Origin of the sequence: Streptomyces sp. NPDC051738 (assembly GCF_044453205.1) — a bacterium.
Taxonomy (GTDB): domain Bacteria; phylum Actinomycetota; class Actinomycetes; order Streptomycetales; family Streptomycetaceae; genus Streptomyces.
Genome location: NZ_JBITCM010000006.1, coordinates 389,463 through 406,451 on the forward strand (window position 1 = coordinate 389,463; position 16,989 = coordinate 406,451).

The following is a 16,989-nucleotide window of genomic DNA, read 5'->3' on the forward strand; positions in this document are numbered from 1 at the left end:
CTTCGCCGGAGGCTCAGGCTTGGCGGGCAGTGCGGGCTTGGCCGGGAGTGCGGGCTTCTCGGGCAGTGCGGGCTTCGCCGGGAGTGCGGGCTTGGCGGGAAGCTCAGGCTTGGCCGGGAGTGCGGGCTTCTCGGGGAGAGTGGGCTTCGCGGGAAGCACGGGCTTGGCGGGCAGTGCGGGCTTCGCCGGGAGTGCGGGCTTGGCCGGCAGCTCAGGCTTGGCTGGGAGCGCGGGCTTGACCGGCAGCGCGGGCTTGGCGGGAAGCTCAGGCTTCGCCGGGAGTACCGGCTTCGCCGGCAGCGCGGGCTTGACCGGCAGCGCAGGCTTCTCGGGAAGTGCGGGCTTGGCCGGCAGTTCGGGCTTCGCCGGGAGTACCGGCTTGACCGGCAGCGCGGGCTTGACCGGGTGCACTGGCTTGACCGGCAGTTCGGGCTTGGCCGGCAGTTCGGGCTTGACCGGGAGCGCGGGCTTGACCGGGTGGACCGGGTACACCGGCTTGACCGGGTGTTCCGGCTTGATCGGGTAGGCCGGCTTCACCGGGTGGTCGGGCTTGATCGGGTAGGCCGGCTTGACCGGATGTTCCGGCTTGATCGGGTACACCGGCTTCACCGGGTGGTCGGGCTTGATCGGGTAGGCCGGCTTGACCGGATGTTCCGGCTTGATCGGGTACACCGGCTTCACCGGATGCTCCGGCTTGATCGGATAGGCCGGCTTCACCGGATGCTCCGGCTTGACCGGGTGGTCCGGCTTCACCGGATGCCCTGGATAGGCCGGCTGCGCCCCATGCCCAGGGTGGGCGGGCTTCGCCGGATACGGCGGGTGCGGGGTGGTGTGGTCCTGTGCGTTGGCGGCACTCGCGCTCGCCAGGGCGGCTGCGGCGAGCGCGGCCGCCATGGCCGGCGCCAGAACAGATCGCCATTTCGGCGATGTCGTCATTTGCTTCCACTCTCCTCGACTTGGTTCAGGGCCTCGTGACGGCTGGTCAGCACCAAGAGCCGGACAGTGGAATGAATAGGAAATCGGCTGATATGAATAACGCTGCGACGGTCATAAGCCACCGGATGGGGTAGCGCACGCGGTCACCGATTGGCCCGGGTGGTGGCAGGGCGGCGATGCGGCAGGGCAGTTGCACCACACGACACGCCTGCGCCGCCGGTACGCACATCCGACGGACCGTCAGGTCGCCCACGGGCCCGACCCATCGGGCTTTCGGCGCGCGTCGACAAGCGCCTTGGTGACGCCGTCCGTCGCCTCGCTCCGGCTGGCCCGCCCCTGACCCACGGCCCCCGGGCGTAGCGCGAACTTCGCGGACATCACGTCCACCGCGACACTCCCCGCCCCCGCCGCCACCCTGCCTCGGTCGGCGGGGTTATCTGAATGTTTCATCAGTTCTATTGACTGACATCAGTCTCGAAAGTGAAGCTTTCCTCAACCGATCACTGCACCAAGGAGACAGCCGAAGTGGTCCCGCTGACCGTCCTCACCTCCGTCCTGGCCGTCTGGTTCGCGTTCCTGGGCGTCGGTAAGGCCATCGGCGCCGCCCCGATGGTGGAACGTGCCGCTCACGTGGGATTCGGGCTCGGCGTGTACCGGGTCATCGGCGCTCTCGAACTCGCCGGCGTGATCGGGCTGCTCCTCGGGCTGATGCTGCCGGCGCTGGGCGCCCTGGCGGCGGCCGGGTTCCTGCTGCTGCTCACCGGGGCGGTCGCGGCGCACCTGCGTGCCGGGGACCGACTGTCCGCGGTGGTACCGGCGATCGTCTCGGCCCTGGTCGTGGTGGGCTACCTGATCGCCCTCTTGCGGTAGCGATCCCCGCCGACCAACGATCACGGCTACTGGCCGCTGCGCATGCGGGAGGTCTACGTCGACGAGCAGAACATCTTCGAGTGGGTTCTCGGGCAGGTCACCGCCCCGAGCGGCGGCCGTTGGTGGACCGACGGTCACGACGACGCCGTGGGCCACCGCACGGTCCTCCTGCTGCGCCGGCGCCGCGGGGTACGCGGCCGGGCGTTCCGGACGTACGTCCACGACCGCATGGGTCCCGCGCTGCACACTGCCGGAGCGCGGGCCTGCGGACGTACACCTTCCTGCCCTGGTCCCGCTTCATGCACCTCACGCCGGGCTTCGTCGACGTCTGTCTAAGGACAGCGCATGTCGATGGCTTGCGGAGGCAGTTGATGAAGTAACGGGCGCAAAGACAACGGATATCGCTGATCTGGGACGATGCCGCTCAGAGAGCCCGTCGAGAGCCTCACCAGGACTCACTGCGCGGCTTGCCCCTGCTGCTGAAGGATGGCGGGGCGGCCTCCTAAGCTCGCCCCATGGTTAATTTGGCCCCTTACGAGCAGACCTGGATCGACGTCCTGGACGAGCTGAAGAACTGTCCCGGGATCGAAGTCCTCAACGAGTACCGGGAGATCGACCCCGAGATCGAGGATGCCGAGACCAGCGTCGACACCGTCTCCGTCGCCACGGGCATGCCGTTGGGCCCGTCCTTCCGGGACAGTCACTTCCGGTTCGAGTATCTCGGCAGCGCCTGGCAGAGCGCCGAGGGCGAGGATCACTTCATCACCGGGGAGTTCTGCCTGGAGGCCCTGGAGACTGCCGTGCTGAATCAGCGGCCGCTCGAACTGTGGGCGAACATGACGCCCGAGCAAGAACGGCTTCAGTCCGAACTCCGGTGCATCGACGGAACGCCCGAGTGGGGCACAGGCCATCTCGCCGCGCTCAGGGTGCAGCCGGGTGTTGAGCAGCCCGAGATCTGGTTCGACAAGACCAGCGACCACTATTACACGCTGGACCTGGACTACCAGGGCTATCTCGACGCCCTGCGCGTCACGAAGGGCACCTTCGGCTGGCAGTACCTGTTCACCGAGTCCTCGCTCAAGGGCAGCGACAGCACGGTCGCCAGGCTCCGCACGATGCTCGAACTGTTTCCCAAGTGGTTTCCCGACCACGACTACAAGCCGTTCCGGCGACGGCTGGACATGGCTCTCAAGCGTCGTTGACACAGTGGAAGGGAGTGGCGAGCACACGATCGCCGACCTCGCTGAGTTGTTCTCCATGAGCCGGTCGACGATGGCCGCGCAGAGGCGGGGTCGGTGAAGGTCTTGGTCCAGCCGCCGAAAGACTCGTTGGATGCGATGGCGACGCTGTTCCTCCCCTCGCGCTCAGTCCGCACCTGGAAGAGGAGCTCGGCGCCGTGGCGGTCCAGTTCCACGTAGCTGAACTTGCGTTCAAGCTCCCGCATCGACTTACCACCGCGATGGTCTGCTGCTCGATAAAGCCACCACGCCCGGTGTCGGTCACGACACCCCAGTCTTCCGCCGCTACCACGCGAGCGTCGTCATCGGAACCGACAGCCGCGCCGCCCTGGACGACCTGCTCCACTCCGAGCAGGTCGCCGGACTCCTCGCCGACCAGCACACGGTCCTGACGGCCGTACACGCCTACACGGTGGAGCGAGCCGTGCCCGTCATCCGCGCGTGACGTGCCCCCGCCGCATCGCCGAGGAATTCGACGCCGGCGGCCGACAGTTCGGCGGAGGCGGCCTCGATGTCGTCGCGTTCCAGGTGACGCCCTGTGTCTTCATGGTGTGGATCTCCCTGACGGTGCTTGTCAGGTGGTTCTCAGAAGGCGCCGGGGGTGCGGCCGAGGGTGTCCGTGGGGTCGCCGGGGTCGGTTCCCTTGACCTGGCCGAAGTAGAGCTCGACCTGGGAGCGGAAGCGTTCGACGGCGTCGCGGTTGGACATGAACTTGGCGAAGGCCTTGGGGTCGGTGTTCTTGTACGACGCCAGGGGCTTGAGGCCGGTCGGCGGGGCGACGTCCTTGCGGGTGGACCAGGTCCAGGTGGCGATGGCGTTCTTCTGGACGGCCTGGGAGTTCAGCCAGCTCATGAAGAGCTTGGCGCCGGCCTTGTGCGGGGCCTGCTTGAAGATGGCGCCGCGCTGGGCCCAGGAGTTGAAGCGCTCGGTGTTCGAGAAGACCTGGGTGCCGTTGGGGCGGGCGTCGCCGCCTACGGCGATGGAGGCGCGGTAGTCGCCGCTCGCAACGCCGGCCGCGGAACCGGGGACGCCGCGGATCAACTTGGGGTTCTGCGCGGCCAGCTCGGCGAGGTAGTTCCAGCCGTACTCGTCGACGATCTGCTTGTAGCCGAAGAGCACGGCGTCGTCGTCGTTCGGGTAGGTCAGGATCAGCTTGTTCTTGTACTCGGGCTTGAGCAGGTCCGTGCCCTTGAAGTCGCTTGCCTTCGTCGGGAGTTGCTTGGCGTTGACGATGTAGGAGAAGGCGCCGTAGAAGACGCCGGTGTAGTAGCCGTCCTTGTCCTTGGCGTTGGTGAACACCTTGTCCCAGCCGACCGGCTTGTACTTGAGCAGGTCGCCGTGCTTCTTCCAGCGGTCGAAGTCCTGGCTGGTCTGCAGGATGGCGGCGTCGGCGACGAGCTTGCCGGTGGCGAGCTGGTTGTCGATGCGGGCGTCGTGGTACTTGCTCAGGTCGGTGACCAGGTTGAGCTTCACGTCCGGGAACTGCTGGGTGAATGCCTTGGCCAGCGAGTCCCACTGGCCCGGCGCGTCACCGCCCATGTAGACGGTGACCTTCCCGCCCTCGGCCTCCGCCGCCTTGTAGAGCGCCGCCAGCTGATCCTGCTCGCTCGCGGCGGCAGGGCGGTCGGCCCGGTCGGCCTGGGGCGTCTGGGCGATCGCGGTGGTGGCGACCGCGGCGAGCGCGACGCCCGTCGCGACGGCCGCACCGAGCTTGTTCTTCTTGCTGAGCTTCATGGCGATGTGCTGCCTTTCCTGGGCTCGCGAATCCTGGGCCGCCCGCAAAGCGTTTGATACTTCAAACGAACTCTCGCTCGTACGCTACATCGCATGGATTGAAAGTTCAAACATCGCTGGATTGAAGGTTCAAACGAAACGTCGGTAGGCTGCCCCCATGTCCACGACGCCGCGCTGGCTCACCTCCGAGGAACAACAGGCCTGGCTGGCCTACATCGATTTCTCCACCCTGCTGAGCGATCACCTGAACCGGCAGCTCCGGCGGGACGCGGGACTGACCCACGCCGACTACACCCTGCTGAGCCACCTCTCCTCGGTCCCCGACCGCACCCTCGGCATGTCCGAGCTGGCCCACCGGCTGAAGATCACCCGCAGCCGCCTCACCCACGCCGTGACCCGCCTCCAGCAGGCCGGCCACGTGGACCGCCGTGACGACCCCGCCAACCGGCGCAACCAGCTCGCCACCCTCACCGACCAGGGGCAGGAGCTGCTGGAGCGGACGGCCCCGGGCCATGTCGAGGCCGTGCGCCGTGCGGTGTTCGACGTCCTGACCCCCGACCAGGTCCGCCAGTTCGCCGAGATCGGTGAGGCGATCGGCACGGCACTGCAGCGCGCCGACGACGGTACCGAGGCCGAACCGGAGGCGCTGCCCTGGCGGCGGCGGTAGCGCGCCCCGCAGCTCCCGGCAGCAGCTCCCGCCCGCAGCTCCCGCCCTCAGCGGCTGCGGCGTTCGGCCCCCAGACGGGCGTAGTACTCGATGAGATCCGGCGCGTCCACCGCCGCGGCGTTGACGACCTGCTCGGCGGGGGCGCCCTGGAGGAGGCGTTTGACCGGGACCTCGAGCTTCTTCCCGGTGCGGGTGTGCGGGATGGCCGGCACTTCGAGGATCTCGTCGGGGACGTGGCGGGGTGAGGCGCCGGTGCGGATGGCGTCGCGGATGCGGTCGCGCAGGGCGTCGTCGAGGCTCGCCCCGGCCGCGAGGACCACGAACAGCGGCATCCAGTAGCCGCCGTCCGGCTCCTCCGCGCCGATGACCAGCGCCTCGGCGATCTCGGGGAGCCGTTCGACGACGTCGTGGATGTCGGCGCTGCCCAGCCGCACGCCGTTGCGGTTGAGGGTGGAGTCGGAGCGGCCGTGCACGATCACCGAGCCGTGTCCGGTGACCGTGATCCAGTCGCCGTGCCGCCATACGTCCGGGTACGCCGAGAAGTAGGCGGCGCGGTAGCGGCTGCCATCGGGGTCGTTCCAGAAGTACAGCGGCATGGACGGCATCGGGCGGGTGACGACCAGCTCGCCGACCTGGTCGAAGACCGGGAAGCCCTCGGCGTCGTACGCGGCCAGGGCCACGCCCAGGTGGGGAGCCGACAGCTCGCCCGCCCAGACGGGGGTCGTGGGCGCGCTGCCGGCGAAGCCGGAGACGATGTCGGTGCCGCCGCTGATGGAGGCGAGCAGGACGCCGTCGCCGACGTGGTCGCGGACCCAGGGGTACGCGGAGGCGGGCAGCGCGGACCCGGTGCAGCCGATGACACGGATCGACGACAGGTCGTGCACGGACGGGTCGATGCCGAACTTGGCCATGCCCAGCAGGTATTGAGGGCTGGTGCCGAAGACCGTGACGCGGTGGCGGGCTGCCAGTTCCCACAGCACGTCGGGGTGGCTCAGGGGGGCCGGGCTGCCGTCGTACGTGCAGGCCGTGGCGCCGGTCAGGAGGGTCGAGGCGACCAGGTTCCACATCATCCAGTGCGTGGTGGTGTACCACAGGAGGCGATCGCCAGGGCCGAGGTCGGAGTGCAGGCTCAGGGTCTTGAGGTGTTCGAGGAGGACGCCGCCGTGGCTGTGGACGATGCCCTTGGGTAGTCCGGTGGTGCCGGAGGAGAAGACGACCCAGAGGGGGTGGTCGAACGGCACCGGCTCGCAGGCGAGTTCCTCGGAGCGGGTGGAGGCGTCCTCCCACGGGAGGACCAGCGACGGGTAGTTCTCCGAGAGGCCCGGGAGGCCCGCGTGGTCCACCAGTACGGTGGCCTTCAGCGTCGGCAGCGCGTGGGCCAGTTCGAGGGCGGCGTCTCGGCGGTCGTGGGTGGTGCCGTTGAAGAGGTAGCCGTCGGCGGCGATCAGGACGGTGGGTTCGAGCTGGGCGAAGCGGTCGGCGGCGGCCTTGGGGGCGTAGTCCTGTCCGCACACCGACCACACGGCACCCAGGCTCGCCGCGGCCAGGAACGCGACGATCGCGTGCGGGGTGTTGGGCAGATAGCCGACAACCCGGTCGCCGGGTCCCACCCCCAACTCGCGCAGGGTGGCGGCGACGGAGGCGACCTGTGCGCGCAGCCGCTTCCCGGTCACCTCGTACCCGGCGCCCGTCTCGTCGAGGGCGACGATCGCCGCCTCGTCGTCCGTGAGATTGCGCAGCGCGTGGTGGGCGTAGTTGAGCGTGGCGCCGGGGAACCAGCGGGCGCCCGGCATCCTTTCCTCGGCCAGCACCTGCTCGTACGGCGTCTCGGCGTCGACGCCGAAGTACTCCCACACCGCACCCCAGAAGCCCTCCAGGTCGGTCACCGACCAGCGGTGCAGGGCGGCGTAATCGGCATCGGCCTCGACGCCTCGGTGCCGGGCGGCCCAGCGGGCGAAGTCGACGATGCGGCTGGCGGCCGCCGCCTCCGGATCGGGCGTGAAGAAGGGGGTCGGGGTCGGGGTGTTCATCGTGTGGTGCTCCTCAACAGGCTTTTCTCAACGGTCCGTTGGGAAGGAAGGGGGCTTCGTGTGGTGTGCAGCAGGGACGCCCAGCCGGCCGTGCCCGTGAACGCGCCGCCGCCCGCCGGGACGACGTCCATCACGACCCGGTCCGGTCGCAGCAGCGCGGCGTCCGCCCGGCCCGCGCGCAGCCAGTCGGCGAGGCGGCCGTCGTCACCGAGGCCGGCCACGGGGAGGATCCGGGCGCCGAGGCCGTCGGCGACCGCGCGCAGGGAGGGGGAGAGCGGTACGGCGGTCAGGACGGCGAAGGAGTCGCCGAGCAGGTCGTCGAGGCGGGCGCGCCGCCCGTCGGCGCTCACCCAGGGCTGCGGGCAGAAGCGGCCCGCGAGACCGCCGCCTCTCCCGGTGCGGCGGCGGACGAGCGGCCCGGCGGTCAGTCCCGGACTGAGGTCGCGGGCGACCGCCGTACTCAGCCCGGGGACCCGGACGGCCGCGCCCAGGAGTCCGCGCCGGACGGCGGCGGCGCCGTCCTGGCCGCCCGTCATGGCCCAGCCCATGGCCACCGCGAGCCGGATCACATGGCGGGCGTGCGGCCGGCGCTCGCTCTCGTACGTCTCCAACAACCGTTCCTGCGCGCCCTGTTGGAGGACGCGGGCGAGCTTCCAGGTGAGGTTGTAGGCGTCGCGCAGCCCCGCGCACAGGCCCTGCCCGATGAACGGCGGGGTGAGGTGGGCCGCGTCGCCGAGGAGGAAGACACGTCCCCGCTGCCATCGGTCGGCGATCCGCGCCCGGAAGGTGTACTGCGCCTTGCGGACCACCTCGAAGTCGGCGCCGTACGTGAGCTCCACCCACGGGGCGACCAGCTCCCGCAGCCGATCGAGATCCGGCTCCGCGTCGTCGTACAGCCGGAACTCCCAGCGGTAGCGGTCCTCGCCTATCCGCATGAAGGTGGCCGGGCGCCGCGGATCGCAGACCTGCTCGACGCCTTCCCAGCAGCGGACCGGGAGGGTGGTGCGCACGTCGATGACCGTCCAGCGCTCCTCGAAGCGCAGGTCTTCCCAGGTGGCGCCGATGGCAGCGCGGGTCAGGCTGTTGGCGCCGTCGCAGCCGAGGACGGCGTCGGCCCGCAGCAGGTGGTCGCCCGCGTCGTCGCGGTAGGTCACCCGGACCGGGCCGTCGCCGCCCTGCTCGACGCCGACGACCTCCACGCCGTCGCGAAGCTCGCACTGCGGGGTGCGGGCCAGGGCGTCGCGCAGCACCCGTTCCAGCTCGGGCTGGTCGAACATGCTGGTCTGCGGAAAGCCGTGCGTACCCTGCGCGGCGCGCGGGAACTCGGCCAGCACCCGGTGCCGGGCGTCCAGCAGCCGCAGTCCCCGCGCGGGGCGGGCGATCGCGGCGAACTCCTCCTGGACCCCGGCCGCCTGGAGGATACGGCGGACCTCGTCGTCGGTGGCGACGGCGCGGGGGAGGGGATAGATGTCGTGGTGGCGTTCGAGGACGACGGTCCTCACCCCACGTCGGGCGAGCAGGAGGGCGGCGGTCACGCCCACGGGCCCGGCTCCGACGATCACCACGGGTACGTCGGCCGAGGTGTGCTCGACGGTCATGTGCGGCTCGTTTCGGGTCAGTTCGCGTCGCTGACGGGGGTGCGCTGCTCGCCGAGGTCGATGCGCCCGTCCGGGGTGGCGATGGTGGCGGTGACGACGTCGCCCTGGTGCAGGTAGTGGGGGTTCTTGGCCTGGGTCTTGAAGAACGCCTTCCACTTCACGGCGGGCGGGAGCAGCGCGCCGATCTTCTCGACGGCCTTGGGTGGGGCCTTCAGCGCCGTGCCGCCGGGGGTGCCGGTCAGCAGCAGGTCGCCGGGGTCGAGGGTCTGGAACCGGGCCAGCAGCGTGAGGGCCTGCGCCGGGCGGACGATCATGTCGGCGAGGGTGCGGTCCTGGCGCAGGTCGCCGTTGACGCTCAACCTCAGCCGCAGGTCCAGGAGATGGGCGAAGTCCTCCGGGTCCAGCAGGGCCAGGTGGGGGCCGGTCGGCGTGAAGGTGGGGTACGACTTGCTCTCGTAGAACTGCGTCTTGGTCAGCTGTACCTCGCGGGCACTGACGTCGTTGGTGATGACGAGCCCGGCCACGTACGAGGGCAGGTCCCGCTCCTCGACGACGGTGCCGATGGGCAGCGGCGCCCCCATCACCAGGCCGAGCTCGACCTCGTAGTCGAGGAACTTCACGTGCGGGGGCCGGACGATGGCCTCGCCCGGGCCGCTGACCGAGCCGGACGCCTTGCGGAAGAAGGCGGGCGGGATGTCGCCGGTGAAGCCCGAATCGCGGGCGTGGCTACGGTAGTTGACCATCTGGGCGACCACCCGGCAGGGGGTGGTGACCGGGGAGAGCGCTACCAGGTCGGCGACGGGAGTGCCCGGCTCACCCGAATGGGCCGCCTCTCGCACGGCGGCGCGGTCGGCGAGCAGGTCCGCGGTGGTCGCCGCCTTGGTGTCGACGGGGACGGCGCGGTCGCCGAGGACCACCCACCAGCCGTCGGCGGTGCGTAGGACGTTCGTACTCATGTCAGGGCCTTCATCTTGGGGAGGGGAGGGGAGGGGGAGGGGGAGGGGGTCAGGTGTTGGCGGCCTTGAGCAGGCCGAGGAGACGGGCCGGGTCCATCTCGTTGTCGCCGCGCAGGGCCTCGATGACGTCGCGGACCCGCTGCGGGGAGGGGCTCGCGCCGAGGAAGTCGCGGGTGGCGGGCGGGCCCCACTGGGCGAGACCGCTGGTCGACATGGGCGCCCAGCCGGGCTCCAGGTCGCAGGAGAACAGGTCGCCGTCGGCGAAGTGCTCCAGCATGAAGTGATCGGGATCGCGCCAGTAGTCGAAGAGCTGGCTGCCCTGGATGTGCCGGCCGATGCCCCAACTGCGCTTGTAGCCACGCTCGTTCAGGTACTCGCCACCGGCCGCGATCGAGTCGAGGTCGGTGACCTGGTAGGCGGAATGGACATAACCCGTCCCCGGCCCCAGGTGCATGGCCAGCGTGTGGTGGTCGGCCGGCACGCTGCCCAGATCGCAGCGGATGAACGCCATCGTCGGGCCGCGCCCGCGCTGCCCGTCCAGGAACAGGAAGTCGGACACGATCATGCCGAGCGTGTCCAGATACCAGTCCAGGGCCCGGCCGAACACCCGTGTCTCCAGCACCACATGACCCAGCCGCTGGATGCGGGACGGCTCGCGGGGCGGACGCTGCGTGACGTTCGTACGGCGGTGCTCGGTGCCGAAGTTGAGCAGCAGGGGCCGCTGCTCCGGCAGGGCCGGCAGCTCCTCGCCGCAGTGCACGACCCGCACCGGGAAGCCCGACGGGTCGAGCAGGTGCACGGCCTTGCCGCCGCCGGGCACGTCCGCGTCCCGTACGACCGTCCCCGTCGCCCGCGCCAGCCGGTCCAGGTCGGCCCGCTCGGCCGCGCGGAACGCCGGGCCGATGAAACGGGACGTACGGCCCTGTCGGATCACCATGCACGGGGAGCCGGCGAAGGTGCCCCGCAGCCACAGCTCCCGCTCGGTGCGTGCGGCGATGCCGAAGCCGAAGTCGCGGGCGAAGACCTCGGCCCGGTCCAGGTCGGGCTTCTCGAACTCCAGCCACGCCAGGTCGGCGACCTTGATCACGGGGTTCCGGGACCGACCTGGATGCTCGCCGAGCAGGGCGCCCTGCTCACTGTGGAGGTCCTGATGGGCTGTTCTGGACATGGCGTCCTCCAAGCAACATTGCCGTAATGAGGAAATCATCAGCATTGACTTCTCAATCGTCAATAGCTGAACCCGCTGAAAGTGATGGAGTCATCAGAACTGTGGCATCAGATGGCCCGTTGCTAGACTCGCGCATATGTCGACGTCAGCCCTGCCCCGCAACCGATTCGAACGGCGCCGTGCCGAGACCCGGCAGGCACTTGTCCGTGCCGCCCGGCAGATCCTCGCCGAGACCGGGGACACCAGCGCCAGCATCCAGGCGATCGCCGAACGCGCCGACGTCGGCTTCGGCTCCTTCTACAACCACTTCGAGTCGAAGACGGAGCTGTTCGACGCGGCGGTGAAGGACGCCCTCGAAGAGCTCGGCCAGACCTTCGACGAGCATCTGGAGGGCATCGACGACCCCGCGGAACTCGTCGCGGCGGGCTTCCGGCTCAGCGCGCGCATGGCGGAGTCCCGCCCGGAGTTGATGCAGGTGCTGCGCCACCGCGGACTCGGCCACATCCACTCCGACTCGGGCCTGGCGCCGCGCGCCCTGCGCGACCTTGAGGTCGGCGTCGCCTCCGGCCGCTTCGTCATCGTCGACCCGGTGGCCGCGCTGACCGCCGTCGGCGGCTCGCTGCTGGCACTGCTGGAACTGCGGTTCGCGCGGCCGGAACTCGACGGGGACGAGGCCGCGTCCAACCTGGCCGAGATGCTGCTGCGGATGCTGGGCGTACCGCCCGAGGACGCCCGCGACGTCGCCCGGCGCCCCCTGCCCGACCTCGGCTGACGAAGGTCCGCGGGGTCACGCGGACGTCGAACTCGGGCGGAAGGTCACCGACTTGCCGGTGAAGCGGGCCTCGATCCCGCTCTCCGTGGTGGTGACCGACCGCAGGTGCAGCCCGGCGGGGATGTTGTGCAGCGGGACGGGCGCTTCCAGGGCCTTGTCGAGCAACGCCTCGGCGGGCGGGATCAGTTCGCCCTCGGCGACCCGGACGTCCCTGAAGGCGATGCGGTTGCCGGAGGCCGCCGAGACGGCCGTGCTCACGGTCACGTCCCCGGCGAGCGGCAGGCTGACCGTCAGGTTCGCCCGGCCGGGCCCGTCGCCCTGCGAGACGTGCAGGCCGAGCGCGTTCGACAGGTCCTCGTACGACAGGAAGGCGGTCGCCTCGACGTCGCGGGCATGCGCCTCGTCGGCGCTCCCCGAGGTCTTGAGTCCGTCGAGGCCGATGGACAGCTTCGTCACCGGCAGCGGTCGGGTTGCCCCGCGGGCGGGTATGTCGTGGGCGGTGATGTCGACATGCCGCAGGCTGCCGTCCGCCAGCTGCGTCAGCACGGGAAAGCCGCTGACGTGCACCGAAGGTCGCTTCGCTGTCCCCATGCCGTCCTGGAACGCCTTGGCCGTACGGCTCTCCACGCCGGCCGCGGCGACCCGGTCGACGGCGACGGCGCCGAGGAGCAGGGCCGTGAGGGAGGCGATGGCGATGATCTTGCGGCGTCGCCCAGGGGTCGGGGAGCTCACGTAGGTGGCTGTGTCGGTGTAGTAGGCGTGGGCGTCGGTGTAGTGGGCGTCGCCGTAGTGCGTGTCGCCGTAGTAGTACGGCTCACCCACGGTTTTCTCGTTGTACGGGGGCTGGTGCATGGCGTTCCTCTCGAACTGGTGGTGCTGGTGGTGCTGGTGGTGCTGTTCGGGCTGTGGTCTCCGGCCGTGCGTGAGTAGCCGGGGCCGGGGCCGGAGCCGGAGCCGGAGCCGGACTCGGGCGCGGCGTGGGGTTACCGGGCGCAGACGAGTTCGGGGCGATCGAGCCCGCGGACCCGCGCCGCGGCGAGGTCGCCGTCCACCCCGAGCGCGATCAGTACGGCCGTCGCGCTGCCGCTGCCGTCGTCGCTCCAGGTGCCGGCGTTCACGCATTCGAGGAGCGCCAGGATCAGCCGTTCCAGGGCCCTGCTGAGCGGTTCCGGCGGGACGCTGGTGTGGAAGACGCCCTGCTGCTGCCCCCGCGTGATGATCGCCCTCGCGGTGTCGCGGGCGGGGCCGAGGATCTCGTTGACGCGTTCCTCCCCCAGATCCTGGGGCGCGAGCCGCAGCAGCGTGCGATAGCGGTCGCCGACGGGCCAGAGGGCCAGCACGAAGCCCGCCATCGCGTCGATGGCCTCGGGGCCGGGGTCCGGCGCGCCTGTCAGGGCCCGCCGCAGTGCCTCCGCGGCGTCCGTGACAAGCCCCTCGACCAGCGCGGACCGTCCGGCGAAGTGGTCGTAGACGGTACGGCGCACCACACCGGCGACCTCGGCGATGTCACCGAGGCTGCTCTCGGGGGCGCGGCCGAGTTGCTGTCGTGCCGCTTCGAGGATGCGGGCCCGGGTGAGCTCTGTCTGGCGGCGTCCACCGCCTGTGACCTGCGGGTTGGGCATGTACGACCTCCAATCGACGGGGCGGGCACCTCGATACTTGCACAACGGCGAGCAATTAACTAGTCTGCGCATTGTTGGGTAATTAACTGTGTCCGGTCGGGGACGCGGCCATGCCGGCGCTGCTCCCGCCGATCCATCGATCCATCGATTCAGAGATCCATGGCGAACACGTCGCTGATCGTGGCCGCGCCCGACATGACCGTGACCTGGGCCTGAGCAGCAGTGACCGCTGGGGGGCACCTCCCACGCCCTTGAGGCAGTGGGGGAGGGGCATCGACGGCTACACCGTCCCGTACGCCGCGCTGGTGCTGGTGCTGGTGCTGGTGCTGGTGCTGGGCTCGATCGGCGACAAGTACAGCCGCCGGGGCGCGCTCGTCCTGGGCCTGCTGATCTTCGTGGGCGGTTCGGTGATGGGCGGCCTGGTCGACGAGACGAGCCTGGTGATCCTCGCCCGAGCGGTCACGGGCGTGGGTGCCGCCGTCGTCATGCCGGCCACGCTGTCGCTGCCGGTCGCGATCTTCCCGAAGGCGGAGCGCGCCAAGGCCATCACGGCCTGGACCGCCACCTCCGGCCTCGCCATCGCCGCCGGCCCGCCGGCCGCCGGCTGGCTCCTAGAGGACCACGCCTGGGGCTCGACCTTCCTGATGAACGTGCCGATCGCGGTCCTCGGCGTCGTCGGCGCACTGCTGCTCGTGCCGTCGTCGAAGGCGGAGAAGATGGGCCGGATCGACTACGTCGGCGGTCTGCTCTCGATCGTCTCCGTCGGCTCACTGGTGTACGCGACCATCGAGGGCCAGCACTTCGGCTGGGGCGTCGGCCCGATCGCCGCGGCCGTGGTCGCGGGCGTGGCTCGGCCGGCCTTCGTCGCCTGGGAGCTGCGTCATCCCCACCCGATGCTGAATGTGCGCAAGTTCAGGGAGCGCCCCTTCAGCGGGTCGATGCTGGCGGTGCTGTTCTTCTTCGGCACCTTCGGAGCGAACTGCTACTCCACCCAGGGGGAGTCGGCGACGGCGGAGGCCGCCCGGGACGAGGACTGCGCAGCCTCCGTACGGTGACGCGGGCTCGACCGCCTGACCGCCCGAACCCCCGCAGCCTGCCCGGCCTCGCCCCGACGAGTCCGGGCCGCGGGCGTTCCGAGGTGCCCGGTCGGCGCCCGCATCCCGACGATCCGTATCCGCCCGTGCGGCGTAACGTCGACACTGTGGACGTCACCGCGGACAGCCTCGTCTCCCGTGCCGCACATGAAATCGGCCTGCGCGTGGAGAGCCTGATCGCCGACGTGGAGGAGTGCCTGCGACGCGAGCTGCCCGAGCTGTGGGAGGACGCGGACATCGCCCGCATGACGACGGACAACATCACCGAGCACGTCCTCGTCGCCATGGCCGGCCTGGAACACGGCATCGAGCCGACCCGGATCGATCCGCCCGCCGCCGACATCGCCCGCGTCCGTCGGCTGGCCCGGCACGGGACACCCGTCAGCGCGATGCTGCGCGGCCACCGGCTCGCCCAGGGCATCGCCCTCGACCGGCTGCTGGCCGAACTGCCCCGGCTGACGAGCGACCCCGAGCTGATCGGGGCGGCGGCGCGCAAGGTGATCGCGGTCACGACCGGGTACGTCGACCGCACGTCCGAGCAGGGCGTCGTGGCGTACCAGGAGGAGCGGCACCGTCGGCTCAGGGGGCGCTTCTCGATGGTGAACGAGGCCGGCATGCGCATCGGCACCACCCTGGACATCGCCCGCACCACCGAGGAGTTGGCGGATCTCGCCACCGAGCGGTTCGCCGACGTCGTCACCGTCGACATGCTCGATGCCGCGCTCCACGGCAACGACACCCAGGCTGACGAACCACCCGTACTGCGCCGGGTCGCCCGGCGCTCGGTGACCGGCGACCCCGACCCGACGATCGCACCGCAACAGCTCCACATCTTCCCGGACGGATCGCCGCCGGACCTCGCCCTGGCCACCGGACAGTCCTCACGGCACCACCCGGACGGGCCGGCCGACGCACCCGGGACCCACCCGGTGCACTCGATCCTGGTCGTGCCCCTGCGCGCCCGCGGCACCACCCTGGGCGTGGCCCAGTTCTCCCGCCACCGCAACGTCGACCGCTACGACGACGAGGACCTGCTCCTCGCCCAGGAGATCGCCGCGAAGGCGGCCGTGGCCGTCGACAACGCCTGCCGCTACACCCACGCCCGCACCACCGCCCTCAGCCTCCAGCGCAGCCTGCTCCCGACGCGCACCCCACCGCAGTCCGCCGTCGAGGTCGCCTGCCGCTACCTGCCCGCCGGAGGCCGGGTCGGGGTGGGCGGCGACTGGTACGACGTCATCCCGCTGTCCGGAGCCCGAGTCGCCCTCGTGGTCGGCGATGTCGTCGGCCACGGCATCCACGCCGCCGCCACGATGGGCCGGCTACGGACCGCGGTACGCACCCTGGCCGACATCGACCTGCCGCCCGACGAACTGCTCACCCACCTCGACGACGTCGTCATCCGCCTTTCCGCCGAGGCCGCCACCGACCCGGACGCCGAGACCGCCTCCGCGGAGCTGGGCGCCACCTGTCTGTACGCCGTCTACGACCCGGTCGGGGGCAGCTGCACCCTCGCCCGAGCCGGGCATGTGCTGCCCGCGGTGACGACCGGCGCCGGCGCGGTCGGGACCCTCGATCTGCCACCGGGCCCACCGCTCGGCCTGGGCGGCCTGCCCTTCGAGGCGGTGGAGGTCGACCTGCCGGAAGGCAGCCTCCTCGCCCTCTATACGGACGGCCTGATCGAGGCCCGCGACCACGACGTCGAGACGGGCCTCACCCTGCTCCACCAGGTTCTCGCCCGGTCCGCCCCCTCCCTGGAGTCCACCGCCGACGCCGTGCTCGAAGCCCTGCTGCCGGCCCGCCCGGACGACGACGTCGCCCTCCTGCTGGCCCGCACCCACGCCCTCGGGGACCGCCAGGTCGCCACCTGGGATCTGGAGCCCGAACCGGCGGCGGTCGCCGGAGCCCGCTCGAACGTCGCCCGGCAGCTGAGCACCTGGGGTCTGGACGACCTCGACTTCACCACCGAACTGGTGGTCAGCGAACTCGTCACCAACGCCATCCGCTACGGCCGTCCCCCCATCCGGCTGCGCCTCATCCTCCCCCGGCTCCCTGGCGGGCCGGGCGATGCCCCCAACGGCAGCCTCCTGTGCGAGGTCTCCGACGCCAGCGGCACCACTCCGCACCAGCGCCGCGCCCGCACCTACGACGAGGGCGGCCGCGGCCTCCTCCTGGTCGCCCAACTCGCCGAACACTGGGGCACCCGGCACGCCAGACACGGCAAGACGGTCTGGGCGGAACTGAACGAGGGGGCCGGAGTGGACGCCTTCACCTCCGTCTGGGCCTAGCCCTGCCCGCGGGTTTGGG

The 16,989-nt window shown here is 70.7% G+C and carries 13 protein-coding genes and 3 pseudogenes; 6 read left to right on the top strand and 10 right to left on the bottom strand.

All coding sequences use genetic code 11. The features are described 5' to 3' along the window. Together ACIA8X_RS17220 and ACIA8X_RS17225 are read right to left on the bottom strand one after the other, a co-directional pair. Positions 1 to 936: pseudogene (locus ACIA8X_RS17220) on the bottom strand (hypothetical protein); the annotation flags it as partial. A gap of 240 nt (positions 937 to 1,176) precedes the next feature. Then, on the bottom strand, positions 1,177 to 1,386 hold the full coding sequence (locus ACIA8X_RS17225; protein WP_399458598.1) for a hypothetical protein: 210 nt from the start codon (positions 1,384 to 1,386) through the stop codon (positions 1,177 to 1,179). 75 nt (positions 1,387 to 1,461) lie between these two features. Here ACIA8X_RS17225 and ACIA8X_RS17230 point away from each other — a divergent pair, with 75 nt between their 5' ends. Next, positions 1,462 to 1,806 carry a DoxX family protein gene (locus ACIA8X_RS17230; protein WP_399458599.1) on the top strand — a complete coding sequence of 115 codons (345 nt, stop codon included), beginning with the start codon at positions 1,462 to 1,464 and terminating at the stop codon, positions 1,804 to 1,806. Positions 1,807 to 2,321: 515 nt separating this feature from the next. After that, positions 2,322 to 3,008: a hypothetical protein gene (locus ACIA8X_RS17235; RefSeq protein WP_399458648.1), complete on the top strand. Its 687-nt coding sequence runs from the start codon at positions 2,322 to 2,324 to the stop codon at positions 3,006 to 3,008. A gap of 42 nt (positions 3,009 to 3,050) precedes the next feature. Here the strand turns inward: ACIA8X_RS17235 and ACIA8X_RS17240 are convergent. Both ACIA8X_RS17240 and ACIA8X_RS17245 read right to left on the bottom strand, forming a co-directional pair. After that, positions 3,051 to 3,232, bottom strand: a pseudogene (locus ACIA8X_RS17240) (ATP-binding protein); the annotation flags it as partial. A gap of 397 nt (positions 3,233 to 3,629) precedes the next feature. Beyond that, positions 3,630 to 4,778, bottom strand: coding sequence for an ABC transporter substrate-binding protein (locus ACIA8X_RS17245; RefSeq protein ID WP_399458600.1), 1,149 nt, complete (start codon positions 4,776 to 4,778; stop codon positions 3,630 to 3,632). Between the two features lie 157 nt (positions 4,779 to 4,935). On the opposite strand from ACIA8X_RS17245, the gene ACIA8X_RS17250 reads away from it, so the two are divergent. Beyond that, positions 4,936 to 5,445 carry a MarR family winged helix-turn-helix transcriptional regulator gene (locus tag ACIA8X_RS17250; protein WP_399458601.1) on the top strand — a complete coding sequence of 170 codons (510 nt, stop codon included), beginning with the start codon at positions 4,936 to 4,938 and terminating at the stop codon, positions 5,443 to 5,445. Between the two features lie 47 nt (positions 5,446 to 5,492). Here the strand turns inward: ACIA8X_RS17250 and ACIA8X_RS17255 are convergent, their stop codons facing one another. The 4 genes from ACIA8X_RS17255 to ACIA8X_RS17270 are packed head-to-tail and all read right to left on the bottom strand — an operon-like array spanning position 5,493 to position 11,197. After that, entirely contained in the window at positions 5,493 to 7,475 is a 1,983-nt protein-coding gene (locus tag ACIA8X_RS17255) for an acetoacetate--CoA ligase (protein ID WP_399458602.1), read from the bottom strand. Continuing rightward, positions 7,472 to 9,073, bottom strand: coding sequence for a bifunctional 3-(3-hydroxy-phenyl)propionate/3-hydroxycinnamic acid hydroxylase (locus tag ACIA8X_RS17260; RefSeq protein ID WP_399458603.1), 1,602 nt, complete (start codon positions 9,071 to 9,073; stop codon positions 7,472 to 7,474). The genes ACIA8X_RS17255 and ACIA8X_RS17260 overlap by 4 nt, the downstream gene beginning before the upstream one ends. Before the next feature lie 17 nt (positions 9,074 to 9,090). Further along, positions 9,091 to 10,029 (bottom strand): fumarylacetoacetate hydrolase family protein, encoded by a 939-nt coding sequence (locus ACIA8X_RS17265; RefSeq protein ID WP_399458604.1) that lies wholly within the window; start codon positions 10,027 to 10,029, stop codon positions 9,091 to 9,093. Positions 10,030 to 10,078: 49 nt separating this feature from the next. Continuing rightward, positions 10,079 to 11,197: a VOC family protein gene (locus ACIA8X_RS17270; protein WP_399458606.1), complete on the bottom strand. Its 1,119-nt coding sequence runs from the start codon at positions 11,195 to 11,197 to the stop codon at positions 10,079 to 10,081. A 136-nt stretch (positions 11,198 to 11,333) separates the two neighbouring features. Here ACIA8X_RS17270 and ACIA8X_RS17275 point away from each other — a divergent pair, with 136 nt between their 5' ends. Next, entirely contained in the window at positions 11,334 to 11,969 is a 636-nt protein-coding gene (locus ACIA8X_RS17275; protein WP_399458607.1) for a TetR/AcrR family transcriptional regulator, read from the top strand. Between the two features lie 15 nt (positions 11,970 to 11,984). Here ACIA8X_RS17275 and ACIA8X_RS17280 read toward each other — a convergent pair whose 3' ends face one another. Together ACIA8X_RS17280 and ACIA8X_RS17285 are read right to left on the bottom strand one after the other, a co-directional pair. After that, positions 11,985 to 12,821 (bottom strand): DUF2993 domain-containing protein, encoded by an 837-nt coding sequence (locus tag ACIA8X_RS17280; protein WP_393447951.1) that lies wholly within the window; start codon positions 12,819 to 12,821, stop codon positions 11,985 to 11,987. A 131-nt stretch (positions 12,822 to 12,952) separates the two neighbouring features. Next, positions 12,953 to 13,591 (bottom strand): TetR/AcrR family transcriptional regulator, encoded by a 639-nt coding sequence (locus tag ACIA8X_RS17285; protein WP_399458608.1) that lies wholly within the window; start codon positions 13,589 to 13,591, stop codon positions 12,953 to 12,955. Between the two features lie 159 nt (positions 13,592 to 13,750). Here ACIA8X_RS17285 and ACIA8X_RS17290 point away from each other — a divergent pair. Next, positions 13,751 to 14,586 (top strand): annotated as a pseudogene (locus ACIA8X_RS17290) (MFS transporter); the annotation flags it as partial. A 206-nt stretch (positions 14,587 to 14,792) separates the two neighbouring features. After that, positions 14,793 to 16,970 (top strand): SpoIIE family protein phosphatase, encoded by a 2,178-nt coding sequence (locus ACIA8X_RS17295; RefSeq protein WP_399458609.1) that lies wholly within the window; start codon positions 14,793 to 14,795, stop codon positions 16,968 to 16,970. Positions 16,971 to 16,989: the final 19 nt, after the last annotated feature.